The organism is Lentzea sp. CA-135723 (assembly GCF_050936595.1).
Classification (GTDB): Bacteria; Actinomycetota; Actinomycetes; order Mycobacteriales; family Pseudonocardiaceae; genus Lentzea.
In genome coordinates this window covers 6,421,338-6,441,157 of sequence record NZ_JBNJMK010000001.1, presented here as the reverse complement: position 1 = coordinate 6,441,157, position 19,820 = coordinate 6,421,338, and the positions used below count along the sequence as shown (strand labels likewise).

10 protein-coding genes are annotated in these 19,820 nt (G+C 70.6%); 2 read left to right on the top strand and 8 right to left on the bottom strand.

Annotation, left to right across the window (positions count from 1 at the left end; genetic code table 11):
• Window positions 1-2 precede the first annotated feature (2 nt).
• From ACQEU1_RS30060 to eccCa, 8 genes are all read right to left on the bottom strand, one after another.
• A complete protein-coding gene (locus ACQEU1_RS30060) occupies window positions 3-311 on the bottom strand; it encodes a WXG100 family type VII secretion target (RefSeq protein WP_433208830.1) in 309 nt (102 codons plus the stop codon).
• 147 nt (window positions 312-458) lie between these two features.
• Window positions 459-848 carry a hypothetical protein gene (locus ACQEU1_RS30055; protein WP_433208827.1) on the bottom strand — a complete coding sequence of 130 codons (390 nt, stop codon included), beginning with the start codon at window positions 846-848 and terminating at the stop codon, window positions 459-461.
• Window positions 849-863: 15 nt separating this feature from the next.
• On the bottom strand, window positions 864-2,666 hold the full coding sequence (locus ACQEU1_RS30050; RefSeq protein WP_433208824.1) for a type VII secretion-associated protein: 1,803 nt from the start codon (window positions 2,664-2,666) through the stop codon (window positions 864-866).
• A gap of 160 nt (window positions 2,667-2,826) precedes the next feature.
• Window positions 2,827-5,490: a BTAD domain-containing putative transcriptional regulator gene (locus tag ACQEU1_RS30045; protein ID WP_433208821.1), complete on the bottom strand. Its 2,664-nt coding sequence runs from the start codon at window positions 5,488-5,490 to the stop codon at window positions 2,827-2,829.
• A gap of 24 nt (window positions 5,491-5,514) precedes the next feature.
• A complete protein-coding gene (locus ACQEU1_RS30040; protein ID WP_433208818.1) occupies window positions 5,515-5,679 on the bottom strand; it encodes a hypothetical protein in 165 nt (54 codons plus the stop codon).
• Window positions 5,676-8,360: a BTAD domain-containing putative transcriptional regulator gene (locus tag ACQEU1_RS30035; protein ID WP_433208815.1), complete on the bottom strand. Its 2,685-nt coding sequence runs from the start codon at window positions 8,358-8,360 to the stop codon at window positions 5,676-5,678. The genes ACQEU1_RS30040 and ACQEU1_RS30035 overlap by 4 nt, the downstream gene beginning before the upstream one ends.
• Window positions 8,361-8,876: 516 nt before the next feature.
• Window positions 8,877-11,567 carry a BTAD domain-containing putative transcriptional regulator gene (locus ACQEU1_RS30030; protein WP_433208812.1) on the bottom strand — a complete coding sequence of 897 codons (2,691 nt, stop codon included), beginning with the start codon at window positions 11,565-11,567 and terminating at the stop codon, window positions 8,877-8,879.
• Between the two features lie 1,140 nt (window positions 11,568-12,707).
• Window positions 12,708-16,733, bottom strand: coding sequence for a type VII secretion protein EccCa (gene eccCa, locus ACQEU1_RS30025; protein ID WP_433208809.1), 4,026 nt, complete (start codon window positions 16,731-16,733; stop codon window positions 12,708-12,710).
• Between the two features lie 230 nt (window positions 16,734-16,963).
• Between eccCa and eccD the strand changes: the two genes are divergently transcribed.
• Together eccD and mycP are read left to right on the top strand one after the other, a co-directional pair.
• Window positions 16,964-18,367, top strand: coding sequence for a type VII secretion integral membrane protein EccD (gene eccD / locus ACQEU1_RS30020; protein WP_433208806.1), 1,404 nt, complete (start codon window positions 16,964-16,966; stop codon window positions 18,365-18,367).
• Entirely contained in the window at window positions 18,364-19,767 is a 1,404-nt protein-coding gene (gene mycP, locus ACQEU1_RS30015; protein ID WP_433208803.1) for a type VII secretion-associated serine protease mycosin, read from the top strand. The genes eccD and mycP overlap by 4 nt, the downstream gene beginning before the upstream one ends.
• The last annotated feature ends 53 nt before the right edge of the window (window positions 19,768-19,820 follow it).

The window sequence follows — 19,820 nt, the reverse complement described above, 5'->3', positions numbered from 1 at the left end:
ACTCAGCCCTGGAGGCGGCCGGCGAGGTTGCCGATCGAGGACTTGTTGTCCTCTTCCTGGCGGGCGTAGACGTCAGCGGAGCTCGCGATCGACTCGGAGATCGTGCGCAGGGCCTCCTGCAGCTTCTTCGCGTCAGCCTGGAAGCGCTCCATGAGGTTCATGAACGCAACGTTGGCGTCGCCCTTCCAGGAGGAGGAGACGGTGTCGACGGCGTTCTGCACCTGGCGGAGCGTGCCCTGCGTCTGGCCGTCGACGTCCATGATCCTCTTGGCCAGGGCGTCGAGCTCGGCTGCGGTAACTTCCAATGCCATTGGGAGATCCCCCTTCAGAGAACTTCAGGTCGTACTTCTTGGTTCGTACGCCTCTTACGACGCAAGACCCTGCCATGCCGGTTCCGCCCTGTCGCGACTTCTTTGGAAGTAGTTGCGCTAGTAAACGGCTCCGGGTGAAACCGCGACTCAGTAGAGGATTCGCGACTGCGAAAAGTCCTCGTCATCGTCACTCACACGGGGAAGCTGACCACTCGGACCGGCGACGGCCGCGGAACCCAGCGTGGCCACCGTCTCCGTCTCAACTGGACGCTGGACGGCCGGTTCGGCCGCTTCCGGCACCTGTTCGACGGCCAGTCCGCGCTCGGTGCGGAACCCGGTGGCGGCCTCCCGGACGTCCGCGGGAGTGGCCGGGGAACCGTGCTCGGCCCCGCGCTCACGGGCCCTCACCGCGAGGTCACGAGTGCGTTCCCGCAGCTTGGCATTGCGTTCACCGATCTCCCCCGACGCGCGGCGGGCACGGGTGAGGGCCGCCCCGACCTCGGCGCGGAACCGGGTGAGGACCTCGGTGGCGGACATCGGCGACTCCCTGGATCACTTGATGACGAGTGAGCGGACGACCTGCTCGCAGGCGGTGCGGACCTGCCCCTGAGCGGCCTGCGACGCCTGGCAGCCCACGCTCACCTGGTGCTCGCCGGAGAACTGGATGTACCACTCGACGCCGGTCTCCCCGACCGCTTCGCGATAGTGAACAACAGACTTCCCCGCGAATGTGGCGTTGTCGGCGAAGGCGTCGACACCGTCGCCTTTGCTTTTGCGTTCGTCATATGTGTTCTTCAACTCGCTCAACGCGCGCACACGATCGCGGTTGCTGTCGTACTTCAGAATTTGCTCCTGCACAGCAATACGCGCGCCGGGTTGTTTGCTATTGGAATTCCCGCGCTCAATCGGTTGCAAAAGCACCTGCCGGTCAACGGCGGCGCCACCGGTCTGCTCCCAGCCGTCGGGGAGGGTGAAGCTGTAGTCGTAGACGGCGATCTGGTTGCCGGCCGGACCGGGCGGGGTCTGCGGGTCGTCCTTCTGCTTCAGCCAGAAGTAGCCGCCGACGCCGGCCGCGACGAGCACCACCACCGTGCCGATCGCCACGAACAACGCCGTGCGGTTCTTCTTCGGCGGCGCCGGAGGGCCGCCTACCGGAAAGGCGACGGGGAACTGACCGGGCGGCGGCGTGATGCGGCGGGTGATCTTGCGGGTGGTCTCCTCGCCGACCCGGATGTTGTGAGTGACCTCACCCGACGGCGCGGGCTGCGACGCGACGCCACCGGTCCGTTCGGGATCGAGGCTCACGGCCCGCAGCGCGCCGCGGGCCACCACCGTCTCCGGCTGGTCGATGCTCGTCGGCACCACCCGGAGCTGCTCGTGCACGAGCCGCGCGACAAGAGGGATCCGGCTGGACCCACCGACCAGGAACACCCCGGCGAGCCGCTGGGGCGCGACCCCGGCGTCGCGGACGGCGGCCCCGGCGAGCGCGGCGGCCCGCCCGAGCGGCGCGGCGATCAACTGCTCCAGGTCGGACCGCGTCACGTGCGCGTCGGGAAAGGGCGGCGGCATCGGCACGTCCGTGTACGCGTGCCGGGACAACGTCTCCTTGGCCCCGCGCACGTCCTGCCGCAACACCCGCCGCTTGCGCCGGTCGGCCATCTCGCGCCCCTCGACGAGCTGCCGCCACGCCTCCGGGTCCTTGGCCGCGACCAGTCCACCGACGTGCTCCAGCAACGCCTGGTCGACGTCGGCACCGCCGAAGCTCGGGTCGCCCTTGGCCGACAGCACCCGGAAGCTCTTCCCGGCCCTGGCCACCACGCTCGCGTCGACCGTGCCGCCACCCAGGTCCAGCACGGCGAGCGCGGCACCGTCCGGCACCGAGTGGCTGGCCGAGTGGAAGACCGCGGCGGCCACCGGCTCCGGCACGAGCACCAGCTCCCGTCCGAGCCCCCGTGCCGCCTGCAACAGCACCCGCGTGCGCACCGTCCCCCAGTCAGCGGGGTGTGTGAGCACCAGCAGATCCACCGGAGCGCCCCCGGCAACGCGCCGCGCCTCCCCGACAGCCCGCGCCAGCACCGCGCGCACAACGTCCACAACGGGCAGCACGGTACTGCCGAGCAGCAGCTCCCCCTCGTCGACCCGGCGCTTCGGATGGGGCTCGTACCGGGCGGGGTCCACAGCGGCCTGACGCTCGGCCTCCTGCCCGACGAACAGGGTCCCGTCCGCGGCCGCGAACACCGCCGACGGCACGAGCGGCTGGCCGTCGAACACGACGACCTGCGGCTCCCGCCCGTGAGCGGAGATCGCGACGCAGGTGCTCGACGTGCCGAAGTCGACCGCGACGTGCAGGCTCATGCACCTTCCCCTCTTCCGCGCACATGCTTACCCGATGCGACTGGGCAGGACGACACGGATGACGAAGGTCGCCGTGAAGAGTTCAGCGCATCGCACCACCCACGTCCGCCCCGGGGTCGTTCCGGGACCGGCGGACGTCGGCGCAGATCCGGCGTTCCGCCTACTCCAGCTCGGCCAGCCTGGCCGCGAGCGCCTCGGCCTGCTCCTCGTCCAGTTGACGCAGAAGTTCCACCGCACGTCGCCAGGCCACGACGGCGTTCGCACGCTCGTCGAGCTCGACCAGGGCGTCGCCCAGGTCCCGCAGCGCCACAGATTCGTACATGGAGTCACCGAGCTCGGCCAAGGCCTTGGCAGCCGGTTCGAGCACGGCCACGGCTTCGACGTGCCGTCCGAGTCCGGTGAGCGCCTTGCCCCGCACAGCGTGCAGCCGCGCGAGCACGTGCTCGTCCTCGTCGTCGATCTCGGTCGCGATGACGACGGCACGGTCGCTCGCGACGAGAGCCTCGTCGTAGCGACCGAGCAGGTTCAGCATGTAAGCGACGTTGGAACGCGCGGCGCTCTCCATGTACCCGTTGCCGATCTCGGCGCTCACCTCGGCCGCCAGGCTCGAGGTGGCGAGGGCCTCCTCGATCTGACCGAGGATCTCCTGGTGCGAGGCCAAGTTGATCAGACCGGCCACCTCCGCGGTTCGTTCCCCTGCTTCGCGGACGAACCGCAGTCCCTCCTCGAAGCTGGCCAGCGCGTCGTCCCCGCGTCCGAGGTCCGAGTAGAGACCAGCCTGCTTCAGCAGCAGGAACCCTTGCTCGCGAGCGGTCCCGAAGGTCTGGACCGCCTCGAACATCTCGGCCGCTTCGGACCAGCGCGGCTGGTTGTAGACGAAGAACCTCTCCAGGTGCGTCGGGATCAGCAGCGCGAGCCGTTCCCGACCGCGTGCCGCAGCCTCGCGCAGGACCGCGTGGAGGTTGTCCCACTCCTCCCGCACCCACGCCAGCGCGTCGAACCGCGAGGTGAACCCGCGGGGCACCACGCCCGACGTGATCTCGTCGGCCCGCACCAGCGCGATCGGTTTCTCCACCAGGGCGGCGTTCTCGAGGGAGTGGACGTACCACTCGGTGATCCTCAGCACGGCCGCCTCGTCGTCCCCGCACAGCTCGGCCGCATAGGCGCGCAGCAGGTCGTGCAGGCTGTAACGCCCAGGGGACGGAGTCTGCACGAGGGCGTCGGCGACCAGCCGCTCCAGCAGCCGCCTGGCCTGCGTCACCGACACGCCGGCCAACGCGGCGGCAGCGCTCACGTCGAAGTTCTGACCAGGGTGCACCGACAACAACCGGAACATCCGTGCCGACTCGTCGTCCAACGCCCGGTACGACCACGAGAACACCGCACGGACGTCCACGTCGTAGAAGTCGCTGAACGCGTCGAGCCGCTCGCTGCGAAGCTCGGCCACGAACTCCCGCAGCGGCACGTCCGGGAAGCGCGCCACCCGTTCGGCGAACACGCGCAGCGCCAACGGCAGTCCGGCACAGCGTTCGACGATCTCGCGCGCGGCCTCCGGTTCGGCGTCGAGCCGCGGTTCACCGAGCACGACCGCGAGCAACGACCGTGCCGCTTCGAAGTCCAGCTCCTGCAGACCGATCGCGGTCGCGTCGTGCTGGGAGACGAGCGCGCGAAGCTGGTTTCGGCTGGTGATCAGCACCCGCACCCCGGCGGCCGCGGGCAGGAGGGGAAGGACCTGGCGTGCCGACGCGGCGTTGTCGAGCAGGAGCAGCAACCTCCTGTCGACCAGGGTGGTGCGCAGCAACGCGAACCGGGCGTCCGCGCCTGCCGGGACCTCGTCCACACCGAGCCCGATCAGCAACATCTCCGCCGCGGCGGCGGGGTCGACCGGCTGCACGTCGGGATCGAACCCGCGCAGGTTCACGTAGAGGTCGCCGTCCGGGTAGTTCTCCCGAACGTCGCGAGCCCACTGCAACGCCAGCGCGGTCTTGCCGACGCCGCCGACACCGTGCACGACGGTGACGCCCGCCGTCGTGGCGAGTTCCCCGAGTTCATCCTTGCGGCCAACGAAGTTCCGCACGCCGTGCGGGAGCTGCCGCGGCACCCGGACACGCTTGCCGGGAGTCACCTCGGCGCGCAGGATCCGCTGGTGCAGCTCCTGCAGCGCGGGACCGGGGTCGACGCCCAACTCGTCGGCGAGACGGCTCCGCAGGTCCTGGTACGCGTTCAACGCCTCGGCCTGGTTGCCCGACCGGTACAGCGCGAGCATCAGGTGCGACCAGAACTGCTCACGCAACGGGTGATCAGCGACCAGCGACCTCAGTTCCGCCACCAGCTCACTGGACAACCCCCTGTCCAGATCCGCGTCAATGCGCCTTTCGAGCACTGTGAGCCGTTCGTCGATCAGCCGCGGGACGTCCTCGCGGTGCAGGACGTCCGACACGACGTTGCCGAGCACGGACTCCCGCCACAACGCGGCGGCCGCGCCGAAGTCACCTGACCCCGCGAGAGCCCGGAACCGCAGCAGATCCACCTGATCGGGTTCGACCACGGCGGCGTAACCACCGGTCCGGGTCTGCACGCAGTCCGCCTCGCCCAACGCGACCCGCAGCCGCCGCACGACCATGTGGAGCGTCTTGTGCGCGCGGTCGACGTTCGGCGGCGAACCGTCCCACAGCCGGTCGACCAGCTCGTGCACCGGCACCAACTGGTTGGGGCGCAGCAACAACGCGGCCAGCAGCAGGTGGCATCGTCCGGAGGGGACCGCCACCGGTTCGCCGTCGAGCAGCACCTCCAGCGGACCCAGCACGCGGTATTCGGCTCGCACACATACCCCCAGATCACCGACAGTCTAGACCCGCTGTGGTCGCAGCGTGAGCGAAGTCCGAGCGCCCTCGGGCGCAGTCGTCCTCAGCCGGAACTCGTTGGGCGCAACAACAACGTCGGCACGCGCCCGGCCGGCACCACCACCGGCCAGCACCTCCAGCGGCCCCAGCACCCGGAGCTCGACGCTCATCGCTCACCTCCGGACAGCTCGGCGATCCGCGCCCGCAGCTTCTCCGCCACCTCGGCGTTGCCCATGGTCTCGCGCAGCACCAGGGCCGCCCGCAGCGCGGCCACCGCGTCCTCCGGGCGGCCCGCCCGCAGGTGCGCCTCAGCGAGGTTCTCCAGGGTGACCGTCTTGATCGGGTCGGCCAGCTGGTCCGCCGGCAGCGCGAGCACCTGCTGGAACGTCGCGACGGCCGCGGCGAGGTCGCCGCGCTCCAGCAGCAGCATCCCTCTGGTGTCCAATGAGGACGCTGCCGCGTCGATCATCCCCGCCTCCGTCACGACGGCGCGCGCCTCGTCGTTCACGGCGAGCGCGGCGTCGAACTCCCTGAGGCCCACCAACGTCATCGAGTAGTTGTTCAACGCGATGGCGAGTCCGGACGGCGACCCCTGTTCGCGCCGCTTCGCGACGGCCCGTTCGTGCATGGCCTTCGCCGCGGCGAGGTCACCGCTCATCGCGTGGTTGACCGCCCACTGGTCCAGGGTGACCGCGATGCCGTGCAGGTGCCCGATCTCCTCCCGCACCCGCAGCGCGGCGGCGTACTCGACGGCGGCCTCGGGGAACGAGCCCAGCGTGGCGAGCGCGTTGCCGAGGGAGTGCAGGGCGACGCCCTCCGCGTACCGGTCACCGGCGGCCCGCGCGGCCGCCACCGCCACGCGGTACAGGTCGATCCGCTCGGCCGGCCGGTGCCGCAGGTAGAGGTAGCCGAACATGACGGTCGCGAGCTGCCACGCGTGGTCGTGCAGGCCGTGCGCACCCGCGAGCCGCACGACCGCCAGCAGGTTGTCGTGCTCGGACTCGCACCAGGCCGCCGCGACCGCCGAGTCCTCGAACCGCACCGGCCGCACGCCGTCGGGCAGCGGCCGCAGCTCCAGGTCCGGACGGCTGCGGCGCAGCAGCCGGTCGGCGTTGTCCACCGAGTGCAGGTAGAACTCCAGCAACCGGCGCACGGCCGCGTCGCGGTCCTCCGCCGAGTCCTGGTCGCGCAACGAGCACGCGTACTCGCGCACCAGGTCGTGCACCACGTACCGGCCGCGCGACCGCTCGGTGACCAGGTGCATGTTCGCCAGCTTCTGCAACGACCTGCGCACGTCGGCACGGCCGCGCCCGTCCAGCGCGGTGGCGGCGTCGAGGGAGATGTCGGGACCCGCCGGGAGGCCGAGCAGCCGGAAGAGCGCCGCCGTCCCGTCGTCCAGGCGGCTGCACGACGTGGCGAAGGCGGCCTCGACCTGGCTCATCGGCCCGCCGGCCGAGGTGAGCTCGCCGACCAGCGCGCGGAGGGTGAGGCCGGGTTCCTCCGCCGCCCGGGAGGCCGCCACCGCGAGGGCGATGGGCAGGCCGCCGCAGAACGCGACGAGGTCGGCGACGGCACCGGGTTCGGCGGCCACCCTCCCCGCGCCGAGCCGGGCCGAGAGCAGCGCGACGGCGTCCTGCGCGCCGAGCACGCCGAGCGTCAGCGGCACCGCGCCCTCGCGGACGACGAGCCCGGTGAACCGGTTGCGGCTGGTGATCACGACCAGGCAGCCCCTGCCCGCCGGCAGCAGCGGGCGGACCTGCTCCACGTCCCGCGCGTTGTCGAGCAGCACCAGCACGCGCCGGTCGGCCAGCACGCTGCGGTAGAGCGCGGCCCGTTCGGGCAGGTCGGTGGGAACGGCGCCGCCGGACACCCCGAACGCGCCGAGGAACGTGGCCAGCACCTCGGCGGGGTCGGCGGGCTCCGCGGCCGGGTCGAACCCGCGCAGGTCGGCGTGGAGCTGTCCGTCGGGGAAGCGGTCGGCGACCGCGTGGGCCCACCGCACGGCGAGCGCCGTCTTGCCGATCCCGGCGGTGCCGTCGATGGCGGTGATCACGACCGCGGCCCCGCTCGTGGTCAGCTGGGTCAGCTTCGCGAGCTCCGCCGCACGACCGGCGAAGTGCTCCGGTGCCGCGGGCAGCTGGTGCGGGGTGCCGGTCCGGCCGAGCAGCCGGGCGTGCAGGTCGCGCAACGGCGGTCCCGGCTCGACCCCGAGCTCCTCGTCGAGGTGCTCGCGGATCTGCTCGTAGGCCGCCAGCGCCTCGCTCTGCCTGCCCGCCTGGTGCAGCGCCTGCACGAGCTGGGCCCAGAAGCCCTCGCGCAACGGGTGCGCCGCGGTCAGCTCGCGCAGCTCGCCGACGAGGTCGGCGCCCCGGCCGCGGGCGAGGTCGGCCTCGACGCGCCTGCCGTGCACCACCAGACGTTCCTCGACGAGCGGCGGCACGTCCTCGCGGTGCAGGTGCGCCGAGACGACGTTGGACGCCACCTCGCCGCGCCAGTGCGCGAGCGCGGCGGCGAACTCGCCCTCGGCCGCGAGCCGCCGGAACCGGGTCAGGTCGAGCCGTTCCGGATCGACCTCGGCGAGGTAGCCGCCGGTGGCCGTGCGCACGCAGTTGGCGTCGTCCAGCGCCATCCGCAGCCGCCGCACGACCATCTGCAACGTCTTGTGCGCGCGGTCGAGCGTGGGCGGCTCGCCGTCCCACAGCCGTTCCACCAGCTCGTCGACCGACACGAACCGGTTGGGCCGCAGCAGCAACGTCGTGAGCAGCACGCGCCCGCGTCCGGCGGGAACCGGAACGGGCACGCCGTCGCGCAGCACCTCCAGGGGACCGAGGACGCGGTACTCGACGTTCATGACTCCTTCACCTGTTCGTCCACTGTGGAGGTACGGGGTCGCGGTGTGACCGTTGTGTGAGCGGAGTGCGGCAGAGTGGTCACCAGCCGAGGACGACAACTGCGAGACATCGGCTGGGGGGCCGCTGTCGTCCGGTGCCGCCGCGGTGCACCTCTTGCACCGCGGCGGCGCCCCGGCGGTTGCCTCGACTTCCGCGTCCGGTCCGGCCGGCCGCTCTCCCGCCTGCGCGCGATGCCGCCCCGGCCGTGACGAAACGGGTGGGTCCCAGGGCCGCGGCGCCCGGCCGCACGGGACTCCGGGCTGCGCGCACCGCCGACGGCTCGCCATCGGGAAACACCTCCGCCGGCCCCGGCACGCGGTACTCGACTCGCACAGGTCCCCCCAGGTCGCGGCCAGTTTAGACGGTGCGTGATCGCAGTGTGAGCGAAGTGTGAGCGGGGTCCGGCAGAGTGGTTCTCAGCGGTGCTGGTGGCAAAGTTTCCTGGGGGGCCACCAGCACCGCTTCTCCGTTCCGGGTCAGCTCAGCGACGAAAGCAGCTCCCGCACGTCGTCCGCCTGCCCGTTGCCGAGGTCGTCGTAGACGTCGAGCGCGGCCCGGTAGTAGCCGCGGGCCGCGTCCAGCTCGCCCAGCTCCCGTTTCATGTCGGCCAGCCGCACGAGCGTGTCCGCCTGGTAGTGGCGGTATGACAACGTTGCCTGCAGCTCGACCGACCTGAGGTAGTTCGCCTCCGCCTCCTCGTACCGGCCGAGCGCGCGGTAGATGCTGCCGAGGGTGTCGCGGTTGGAGGCGACCACGGTGTCCCGCTCGTCCGGCACCAGCTCCAGGTACATGTCCCTGGCCTGCTCGGCGCGGGCGGCCGCCTCCAGGTGGTCGCCCAGCTCGTGGTGCAGGAACGCGAGGGACGCCGCGACGCTCGCCAGTTCGATGCGGTCGCCGCTGCGGGTCGCCACGGCCAGTGCGCGCTGCAGCGGGTCGAGCGCGCGCATGTGCCTGCCCTGCCGGGAAAGCAGGTACGCGAGGCCGCGCAGGTCGTTGGAGAGACCGATCTGGTCGCCCAGCCGTTCGTCGAGGGCGACGGCCTCGCGGAGGTGGCGTTCGGCCTCGTCGAACTCCTGCAGGGGGATGAGGCACGACACCAGGCCGCGGCGGGCCCGGCACTCGCCTTCGAGGTCGCCCGACCGCTGCGCCGCGGCGACGGCCAGCCGCTGCAGCCGTTCGCCCTCCCGCCTGCGGCTGGTAGCGAGCAGGAAGTGCCTGATGGCCCACACCGTGCGCCACACGTGACCGTCGAAACCCGCTTCGCCCGCGGCCATCACGGCCGGGCCGAACGCCGCGCGTTCCTCGGCGTACCAGCGGTCGGCGTCGGTGCTGACGTCGAACGCCAGCACGACCGCGCCGGGAACCGGGTCGGGGGTGGTGATGGGCTGGCGCAACGGGTCCGACTTCATGGCCGCCGCCAGCGCGGAGTGCATCAGGTGGTCGAAGAACCGCCGTTGGGCTTTCTCGCGTTCGTCGGCGGACAACCGGTGAGCCGCCTCCTCCGCCGCGTACGACCGCATCAGGTCGTGCAGCCGGTAGCGGCCGTTCTGGCTGTTGATCAGGCTGTAGCGGACCAGCTCGTCCAGCGCCTCCGCGGCAGGCAGCCCCAGGAGGCTGGTCGCGGCGGCCTCCGTGACGTCGGGCCCTGGGTGCAGGCCCAGCAGCACGAACAGCCGTGCCGCCACGGGACTCAGACAGCCGAACGTCCACGAGAACACCGCCCGCACGCTCGTCAGCGGGTCGTCCGTGTCCAACGCGTCGAGCGCGGCGTGTTCGAGCTCCTCCACGAGCATCTTGAGCGGGTGCTGGTCCAGCGTCGCGCGCGCCGCCGTGACCGCCAGCGCCAGCGGCAACCCGGCGCACAGCTCGACGAGCCGGTTGGCCGCGCCGGGTTCGTCCGCGACCCGTTCCGCGCCGACCCTGCCGCCGAAGAGCACCATCGACTCCTCCGGCCCGAGCACGTCGAGCTGCACGACGTGGTGCTGCGCGACCAGGCCGCGCAAGCGGTTGCGCGACGTGATCACGGCCAGGCTCTGCTCGCCGCCGGGCAGCAGGGGCCGCACCTGGGCGACGTCCCGGACGTTGTCGAGCAGCACCAGCACCCGCCGCCGCGCGAGCACCGCCCGGTAGCTCTCCAGCATCGCGTCGGTGCCCGCGGGGATCTCGCCGGCCGGCACCCCGAGCGCGAGCAGGAAGTCGCGCGCGGTGTTGACGGGGTTGACCGGCGCCCCGGTCGGGTCGAACCCGCGCAGGTCGCTGTAGAGCTGCCCGTCCGGAAACCGGTTCGCGATCCGGTGCGCCCACTGCACGGCGAGCGACGTCTTGCCGATCCCGCCGCTCCCGTTGATCACGACCTGCCCGGACGCCCGCACCGCGTCGAGCCGGCCGAACTCCGCCTCCCGCCCCACGAAGTGCGGCAACGCCGTCGGCAACTGCCGGGGAACGTGCTGCGGCACGTGCCGGGGCGGCACGGCGGCGAGCACCTGCTGCTGCGCCTTCCGCAGCCGTTCCCCTGGCGGCACACCGAGCTGCTCGGCCAGCACGACCGAGACCTCCTGGTACGCGGCGAGCGCGTCCGCCTGCTGCCCGCTCCGGTGCAACGCCACCATCAGCTGAGCCCAGAACACCTCGCGCAACGGGTGCTGCTGGGTGAGCGTCCGCAGCTCGGGCACCAGATCCGCGCCGAGGTTCCGCTCGAGATCCCCGTCGATCCGCGCCTCGAGGGCCTTCAGCCGCTCCTCCAGCAACGCGGGCACCAACTCCCGGTGCAACGACTCCGAGGTGACGTTCGCCAGCACCGGCCCGCGCCACAACCGAGTAGCCGCCCCGAACTCACCTCGTGCCACGTGCTCCCGAAACCGCAACAGGTCCAGCTGCTCGACCGTGACCACGGCGACGTACCCGCCCTCACGAGTCCGCACGCAACTCGCCTCGCCCAAGGCCCGCCGAAGCCGGGTCACCACCATGTGCAACGTCTTGCCGGCCCGGTCAGCCTGAGGCGGCGCCCCGTCCCACAACCGCTCGACGATCTCCCCAACAGACACGAACTCGTTGGCACGCAACAACAACGTGGCCAACAACACCCGGCAGCGCCCGGCCGGGACAACGACCGGAACACCGTCCCGCAGGACTTCGAGCGGCCCCAGCACGCGGTAGTCGACCCGCACGTCACCCTCCCGTCCGCTAGGTGACCGAGCCGCCGAGTGTATGGGCGAGAACTCGGTGTGACCGAAGTGTGAGCACCACCGGGCAAAGTAGTCAGCAGCCGGAACGGAGAGAGTGACACCAGAAAGTCCTGGGGGGATGTCACGCGAACCGAAACCCCGCTCCCAGCCACCCCTCCCAGTGGTGCGTGGCCAGGAGCGGAATCCGGTCATGGGGGAACCGGACAGTCCCCTGCTGTCCGGTCAAGGCCCGCAGCCCCGGCTGCGGGCCTTATTCATGCCAGGGAACAGTTGCCCGCCCACGTCATCAAGACGTGAGCGATGCGTGAGCGGCGTGAGGCAGAGTCGACCAGGCCAGCTCGGCCAGGCAGGTATCTGGGGGGACCACCAGGCCGAGCACGATCCGGAACGCCACAGCGGTCGCCTCCCTCTTGACCGCACGGCGTTCCGGATCAGGCACCGGGGGGGCAGGTAGAACCCCTGCTACCTGCGCGGACCCGCGGCTTCGGCCGCGGGTCCGTTCTGGTTGGGGGCTGGCTCACGCAGGGGTCCCCTCGGACTCAGGCTCCCCCGCGACCCAACGTACCGAGAGGGTCTGACACTCCGGCTGGATCTCGGCAGCGCACCCACCGCAGCCACCAACGCAGGCCAACCACGCACGCAAGCCCGGCGCGCACACCCAACCGCAGCCGCCAGCGCAAGGTGACCCCCCGTCTCAGCCCGGCGCGCGCCCTCAACCGGACAGCCAACGACACAAAGCCAACCGCCTACGAATCCTGGCGTGGCGAAGCGAAGCGAGCCCGAACGGGCTGATGCCCGGCTGGTCAGCGGTACAACCCACCGACTGCGATTGGGGCTTGACTTTGGGTGCGAGGTGCTACCACTAGTGGCTCGGCCGGGCCTCTTTTCAGCCCGGCCTTTCCGGTCCGACAAGCGCCTCGCAAGGGCCCCGAAGTCAAGCCCCAATCGCCACCCACGCGCTTCGACAGGACCCGCGCAAGCACCCTCGCAACCGCAGCCCAACCAACAAACGCAACCCACCCCGCTGGAACCGGAACCAAGCAACGGAACCGGCACCCACCAACGACAAGTGGGTGGCCCCGCCACCAAGGCAGGACCACCCACAAAGCCGAACCCCGAACCCTAGTCCGGCGAGATCCAGGCGAACTGGATCCGCTGCTGCCCGTGCTTGCGGGTGACCAGCGTCCCCCGCCCAGGCGGCTGAGGCGAGGGCTTCAGGTTGCCCACGATGTTGCCCTCCTCCTTCGACCCGGACCCCACGAAGATCGGCGCCGAGATCTCCTTCAGCTTGCCGATGATCGGGTCGTACATGGCCCGGGAGGCACCACCCATGCGCCGCGCGACGATCACGTGCAACCCGACGTCCTTGGCCTGCGGGATGAACTCGGCCAACGGCTGCATCGGGTTGGCACCACCCTGCGGCGCGACGAGGTCGTAGTCGTCGACGATGACGAAGACCTCCGGCCCCTTCCACCAGGAGCGGTTCTTGAGCTGTTCCTGCGTCACGTCCGGGCCGGGCATGCGGCCGGCCAGCGAGCCGCGGATCTCCTGGACGTTCTGCGTGAACTGCGGCCCGGAGACCGCGTAGCTCAGCAGGTGGTCGGTGTCGATGAAGCCCAGCATCGTGCGGCGGTAGTCCGCGAGCAGGATCAGCGCCTCCGAGGAGGTGTAGCTCTGCATGATGCCGCGGACGATGGTGCGCAGGAGGTTGGTCTTGCCCGACTCGCCGTCCGCGAGGGCCACGAAGTGCGGCTCCGCGTCGAAGTCCATGTAGACCGGGGCGAGCTCGTCCTCGTTGACGCCGACCGGGACCAAGCGGCCGCGGCCGGGGAACACCTGCTGCACGTGCGCCATGAACTGCCCGTGGTCGAGCAGGTCGGGCAGCATCCTGACCTGCGGGGCGTGCGCGCCCTGCCAGGACTGGGTGAGCTTGTTGGCGAGGTCGGCGACGCCGGCGGTGACGGTGCTCGCGTCCTGCGAGGTGTCGATGCGCGGCAGGCCGACGAGGTAGTGCAGCTTGCGGCCCGTGGAGCCGTCGATGGTGATGCCGCGGCCGGGACGGCCGGGGGGCACGTTGACGGCCACCTTGCGGTCTACCTCGGACTCGCTCGGGTCACCGAGGCGGAGCTCGAAGCGGGTGCCGAGGAGGTCCTTCATGGCCGGGCGGATCTCGGCCCAGCGGCTGGCGCCGAGGATCACGTGCACGCCGTACGACAGACCCTGGGCGGCGAGCGCCTGGATCTGCGGCTCGACCATCTCGAACTCCTGGCGGAAGTTCATCCAGCCGTCGATGATCAGGAACGCGTCGCCGAACGAGTCGTCCTTGATCTCGCCGCGCCGCTTGCGGTTGCGGAACTCCTGCAGCTCGATGCGCTGGTCGCGCCAGCGGACCTCGCGCTCGGCGATCAGCGTCTGGAGCTCGGCCACCATGCGGCGGACCTTGTCGACGTCGAGACGGCCGGCGAAGCCACCGACGTGCGGCAGGTCCTCCATCGCGGCGAGCGAGCCACCACCGAGGTCGATGCAGTAGAACTGCACCTCCTCCGGCGTGTGCGTCAGCGCCATCGACGCGATGACGGTGCGCAGCAGCATCGACTTGCCTGACTGCGGACCGCCGACGATCGCACCGTGGCCCGCGGCACCGGAGAAGTCGGCCCAGAGCAGGTCGCGGCGCTGTTCGAACGGCTTGTCGACGATGCCGACGGGGATCTGCAACGTGCTGTTGGCCGGGTAGCCGGGTGACGTCAGACCGCGGTCCGGCGTCACGTCGAGCGGCGGCAGCATCGTGTCCATCGTGGGCGGCTCGTTGAGCGGCGGCAGCCACACCTCGTGCGCGGGCGGGCCCTGGCCGACGAGCCGGTCGACGATGAGCTCCAGCTGCGTGGGCTCGTTCGCGTCCTCCTTGACCGGCTCCGCGACCTTCACGGGCTCGATCGGGCGCTCGGGCTCCTTCGGGATCTCGATGAAGTCCGGCACGAAGAACCGCGGCCGCTTGTCGCTGCGCACGGCCACCGACTCGCCGACGGACTGCATGCCCGCCGGACGGTAGGTGCCCGAGACGTAGAGCGCCTTGAACCTGGTCAGCGGCATGCCCTGCACGCTCAGGTAACCCGAGCCCGGGATCGGCGGCAGCTCGTACGCGTCCGGCACACCGATCGCCGCGCGGGACTCCGCCGCGTTGAACGTCTTCAGACCGATCCGGTACGAGAGGAACGTGTCCAGACCGCGCAGCTTGCCCTCCTCGAGCCGCTGCGACGCGAGGAGCATGTGCATCTGCAGCGACCGGCCGACACGACCGATCTGGAGGAAGATGTCGATGAAGTCCGGCTTCGCCGTCAGCATCTCGGAGAACTCGTCGATGCAGATGAAGAGCGCGGGCAACGGGTCGAGCTGGGCGCCGTTCTCACGGGCCTTCTCGTAGTCCCAGACGTTCTTGTAGTTGCCCTTCGCCAGGACCTCCTGGCGGCGGGACACCTCGCCCTCGATCGCGTCCTTCATGCGGTCGACGAGGCTGAGGTCGCCGGCGAGGTTGGTGATCGTCGCGGCGACGTGCGGTGCCTTGTCCAGACCGAGGAACGTCGCACCACCCTTGAAGTCGACGAGGATCATGTTCAACGCCGTCGACGAGTGCGAGGCCAGCAGACCGAGCACCAGCGTGCGGAGGAACTCCGACTTGCCGGAACCGGTCGCGCCGATGCACAGGCCGTGCGGGCCCATGCCGTCCTCGGCCGCTTCCTTGATGTCGAGCTCGACCGACTGGCCGTGCTCGCCGATGCCGAACGGGATGCGGTAGCGGTCGCGCTTGGGCCGGGGCCGCCACGCCTGCTGCACGTCGAACGTGATCGGGTCGCCGGGGATGCCCATGAACTCGAGCAGCGGCGGGTTGTTCGTCATCGCCAACGGGTCTTCGCCGCTGTCGCCACCGGCCTCGCCGGCGGCGCCCATGCGGTACGGCGACAGGCGGCGGGCCAGCGCCTCGGACTCCACGATGGTCAGGCGGTCCGGCGCGCCGAACCACTCGACGCCGCTCGCGGAACGGGCACCCAGCTGGTTGTTCTCGACGACGAGGCGCAGACCGCGCCGGGCCGTCAGGTTGCCGAGGCACTCGGACAGGTCGAGCAGCGTGACGCCGACCAGGCCCTCTTCCAGGATGATCATCTCTTCGCGGCTGATGTCGCCGTCGTCGATGACGATCACGATGTGCGGCTGGTCCGGCGGCGGCGGGGCGTTGCGGGTGAACCGCTGGCGGTCGCGCAGGTTCTCGTCCAGCATCGCCTCGATCTCGGCGAGCGAGTTCGCCATCATGCGGCGCTGGCCGATGCCGTCGATGTCGGTGGGGTGCTGCGCGTGCGGCAGCCACTTCGCCCACTCCCACAGCTGCTTCGTGCGGCCCGCGCTGACGACCGCGATCAGCAGGTCGTCCGGGGCGTGGAACGTGACGAGCTGGGCGATGAGGGCGCGCGCGAGGTCGCGGCGGTCCTCGATCTCGCCGAGCAGGCCGACGGCGGCGAACCCGCGCAGGGCGATGGAGATCGGGAGGTCGGGTACGAGCGAGTGGGCGCGCACGAACCGGCGCAGCGCCAGCGTCGCGATCGGCTCCAGCTCCTCGACGGGACCGGTCTGCGGTGGCACCAGACGAGTCGCGAGGCGCTGCGAGCCCCGGCCGGCGCGGAGGTGGCAGAAGTCCGGGTCGTTCTGGCGGCGTTCCCACATGCGGCGCGTGGTGGCGAGCGACCACAGCATCTGCGGGTCCGGGTGCACCCACTCGCGTTCGGCGCGCTGCTCGTCGGCCGCCTCGCGGGCGCGGTCGCGCATCTGGCCGAGGTACCGCAGGTAGTCCTTGCGGTCCTCGTTCATCTCGGCCTTCTTCTGGCCCTTGCCCGAGCCCATGCCGCTCGCCATCATGCCGATGGTCGAGATCATCATCATGCCGGGCATGATCATCGCCGCGGGCTGGCGCGGCATGAAGACCAGCATCATGCCCATCATGCCCATGGACGCCACGATCATGACGACGGGCATCGCCTTCATCATGATGTTGCCGGGGATGATCCGGGGCACCTCGGGTGGCGGTTCGAGGTGGACCTCACCGCCCGGAGGCCGGGGAGCAGCAAGGCGTGCCGTTCGCTTGAACTGCAGCGTGCTCAACTGACAGGCACCTCTTCGACTCGTTACGCCACCAGTAGCAACCGACACTATTGCGCATCAGCGGACGCCACGAAGGTGGGTCGGGAAAAAACCTGACCGAACGTGTTCTGCAAACGACACGTGCAGGAGACGTCGGTGCGTCCATACTAGGGCCGCTCGGCAACCGCCCAGGTGGACCAATAAGGTCGGGCACATTGTTTGCAAGCACTGATCTGACTTAGGGGGCCCTGGTGGCGACCGGTACGACGGTGTTCAGCCGTGTCACGGTGGTGGCACCTCGGACGCGTATCGACGTCGCGCTGCCTGCCGACGTGGCGGTGGCCGATCTCCTGCCGATGCTGCTGGACATGGCGAGAGAGGCCACTCCGGACGGTGGCGTCCGGCACGGTGGCTGGTGCCTCGCCAAGCTCGGCGACAACCCGCTCGACCCGGCGCGCACGCTGGCGTCGCTCGGCGTGGTCGACGGCGAGCTGCTGCAGTTGCGGCGCCGCAACGAGAATCCCCCGCCTCCGCTGTACGACGACGTCGTCGACGCGATCGCGGAGTCCGACCCGGACTCGTTCCGGCCGTGGACGAAGGAGACCGCGCAGAAGTTCGGTCACCTCGCCGGCTCGCTCGCGCTGATCGCGGCCGCCGTGGCGTTGTTCCTGTCCGGCCCCGTCACGACGGCGGGTTCCGGCAGCGGGCTCGCCGCCGCGATCGCCGGTGGTGTCGGCGCGATCGCCCTGCTGGCGGCAGGCGCGACCATCGCGCGGGCCTACAGCTCGGCGTCGACGGGTGTGCTGATCGCCGCGTGCGGATCGCTGCCGCTGGCGTTCGTCGCGGGCTTCCACGCCGTTCCCGGCGTGGGCTTCAACCCGAAGATGCTGCTGGCGTCGGCGTTGATGATGATCTTCGCGTGGGGCGGGATCCTGCTGATCGGGCAGGGCATCACGGTGTTCATCGCCGCGGCGACCGGCGGCACGCTGGTGGCGCTCGCGTTCCTCGTCGCGACGTTCGTGGAGCACCCCCTCACGGGTGTGGCCGCCGCGACCGGTGCCGTGGCGCTCGGCGCGCTGTCGCTGCTGCCGAGCCTGACGCTGCGGCTGGCCAAGATCCCGCCGCCCGTGGTGCCGACGAACGCCGAGGACCTCAAGGAGGACAGCGGCTTCCCGGAGTTCGCCGTCATCGAGCGCCGCACGGCCGTCGCCCACGAGTACCTGACGGGCATGATCATCGGCACCGGCGTGGTCGCCGCGCTGGCCGCCATCGTCGCCGCGAGCGCCCCCGGCATGTGGGGCCCGATCTACGCCGTCGTCGTCGCGATCGTGCTGATGATGCGCGGCCGTGCGTACGCGAACGGCGCGCAGGCCGTGGCGCTGCTGTCGACCGGCATGGTCGCCAGCGCGGGCATCCTGCTCGGCTGGCTGATCGCCTCGAACTCGTTCGACCGCATCGCGTTCGTCTTCGGCGCGCTGCTGGTGCTGGGAGCGCTCGCACTGGTGCTCGGTGTGATCTTCCCCGGCCAGAAGTTCTCGCCGCCGTTGCGCCGCACCGTCGACATCATCGAGGCGATCCTGATCGCGTCGGTGCTGCCGCTCGCGCTGGCCGTGATGGACATGTACCAGGTGTTCCGAGGTCTGATCACGCTATGAGGACCGGCATCAGGCGCACCACGGCGGCAGCGACCGCCGGACTGCTGCTGCTGACGGGGACGCTGCCGCAGGCCTCCGCTCAGCCGTCCTCGACGTCGCAGAGCGCGCGGCCGAACTCGGTGCCGCCCGACCTGCCGGCGGGCACCCAGCCGCCCAAGGACGAGGGCAAGCCCGACGTGGAGTACAAGCGCACCAACAAGGCGTGCGTCGAGTCCGACACCAAGAGCGAGCTGATCAAGACCAAGCCCTGGGGCCAGGTCCAGCTGAACCTCGACCAGGCGCACCAGTTCGCGACCGGCAAGGGCATCAAGATCGCCATCATCGACACCGGCGTCGACCCGCAGAACCCGCGGTTCGGCGGCAGGGTCGAGGCCGGCGGTGACTACGTGGCCAAGGCGAACGGCGTCGAGGACTGCGACGGCCACGGCACCGAGGTGGCGGGCGTCGCGGCGGCCGCGCGGACCGAGGGTGACTTCGTCGGCGCGGCACCGCAGGCGACGATCCTCGCGATCCGCCAGACGAGCGACCGCTTCGAGTTCGACAGCCCGACGGACAAGCGCGCGTCGGCGGGCAAGGTCGGCACGCTCGCCCAGGCGATCGTCCGCGCCGCCGACAAGGACGCGAAGGTCATCAACATCTCGTTGACGAACTGCAGCTCCCCCAAGGGTTTCAGCGCGGACGACCAGAAGCTCCAGGCCGCGATCCGGTACGCAGTGGACGTCAAGGACGTCGTCGTCGTGACGGCGGCGGGCAACCTGAGCGACCAGGGCACTGGCTGCGCGCAGCAGAACAACAACATGGACCCGAACACCGTGAACTCGGTGTCGTCGCCGGCGTGGTTCTCCAAGGACGTGCTGTCGGTGGCGTCCATCGCGCAGTCCGGCGCGGTGTCGGCGTTCAGCGTGTGGGGCCCGTGGGTCAGCATCGCCGGGCCTGGCGAGGAGATCATCTCCGTCGACCCCAAGGGCACCGGCCTGACGAACGCCAACGTCACCGCGCAGGGCGTGCAGGACATCAAGGGCACCAGCTTCGCCTCGCCGTACGTGGCGGGGATCACGGCGCTGGTGCGTGAGCGGTTCCCGAACCTCAAGGCGCGCCAGGTGATGGAGCGCCTGAAGATGACGGCGCTGCACCCCGGTGGCGTGACCGGCAAGGACAACAAGACCGGGTTCGGCATGGTCAACCCGATCGCGGCGCTCACCGCGGTGCTGCCGGCCGAGGCCGCCGGGTTCAAGGCGCAGGAGCAGAAGCAGATCACCACCAGCGTGACGCCGCCGCAGGGCCTCGACTGGCCGCCGATCATCGTGGCGTTGAGCGGAATCGGCGTCGGCGGTGTGCTGCTCGCGTTGACCTTGTTCATCCGCAATTCGCTGAACCGCAAACGCGGGCGTCCCGCCTGACGCGGTTTTCGAAACAAGTTTCGAAACAACGGCCCCGCTGAAAAGTTTCAGCG

Excerpts from the sequence above, each read along its gene's own strand:
- ACQEU1_RS30035 (WP_433208815.1), bottom strand. The coding sequence starts at position 8,360 with ATGAACGTCGAGTACCGCGTCCTCGGTCCCCTGGAGGTGCTGCGCGAC.
- ACQEU1_RS30060 (WP_433208830.1), bottom strand. The coding sequence starts at position 311 with ATGGCATTGGAAGTTACCGCAGCCGAGCTCGACGCCCTGGCCAAGAGG.
- ACQEU1_RS30040 (WP_433208818.1), bottom strand. The coding sequence starts at position 5,679 with ATGAGCGTCGAGCTCCGGGTGCTGGGGCCGCTGGAGGTGCTGGCCGGT.
- ACQEU1_RS30050 (WP_433208824.1), bottom strand. The coding sequence starts at position 2,666 with ATGAGCCTGCACGTCGCGGTCGACTTCGGCACGTCGAGCACCTGCGTC.
- ACQEU1_RS30055 (WP_433208827.1), bottom strand. The coding sequence starts at position 848 with ATGTCCGCCACCGAGGTCCTCACCCGGTTCCGCGCCGAGGTCGGGGCG.
- mycP (WP_433208803.1), top strand. The coding sequence starts at position 18,364 with ATGAGGACCGGCATCAGGCGCACCACGGCGGCAGCGACCGCCGGACTG.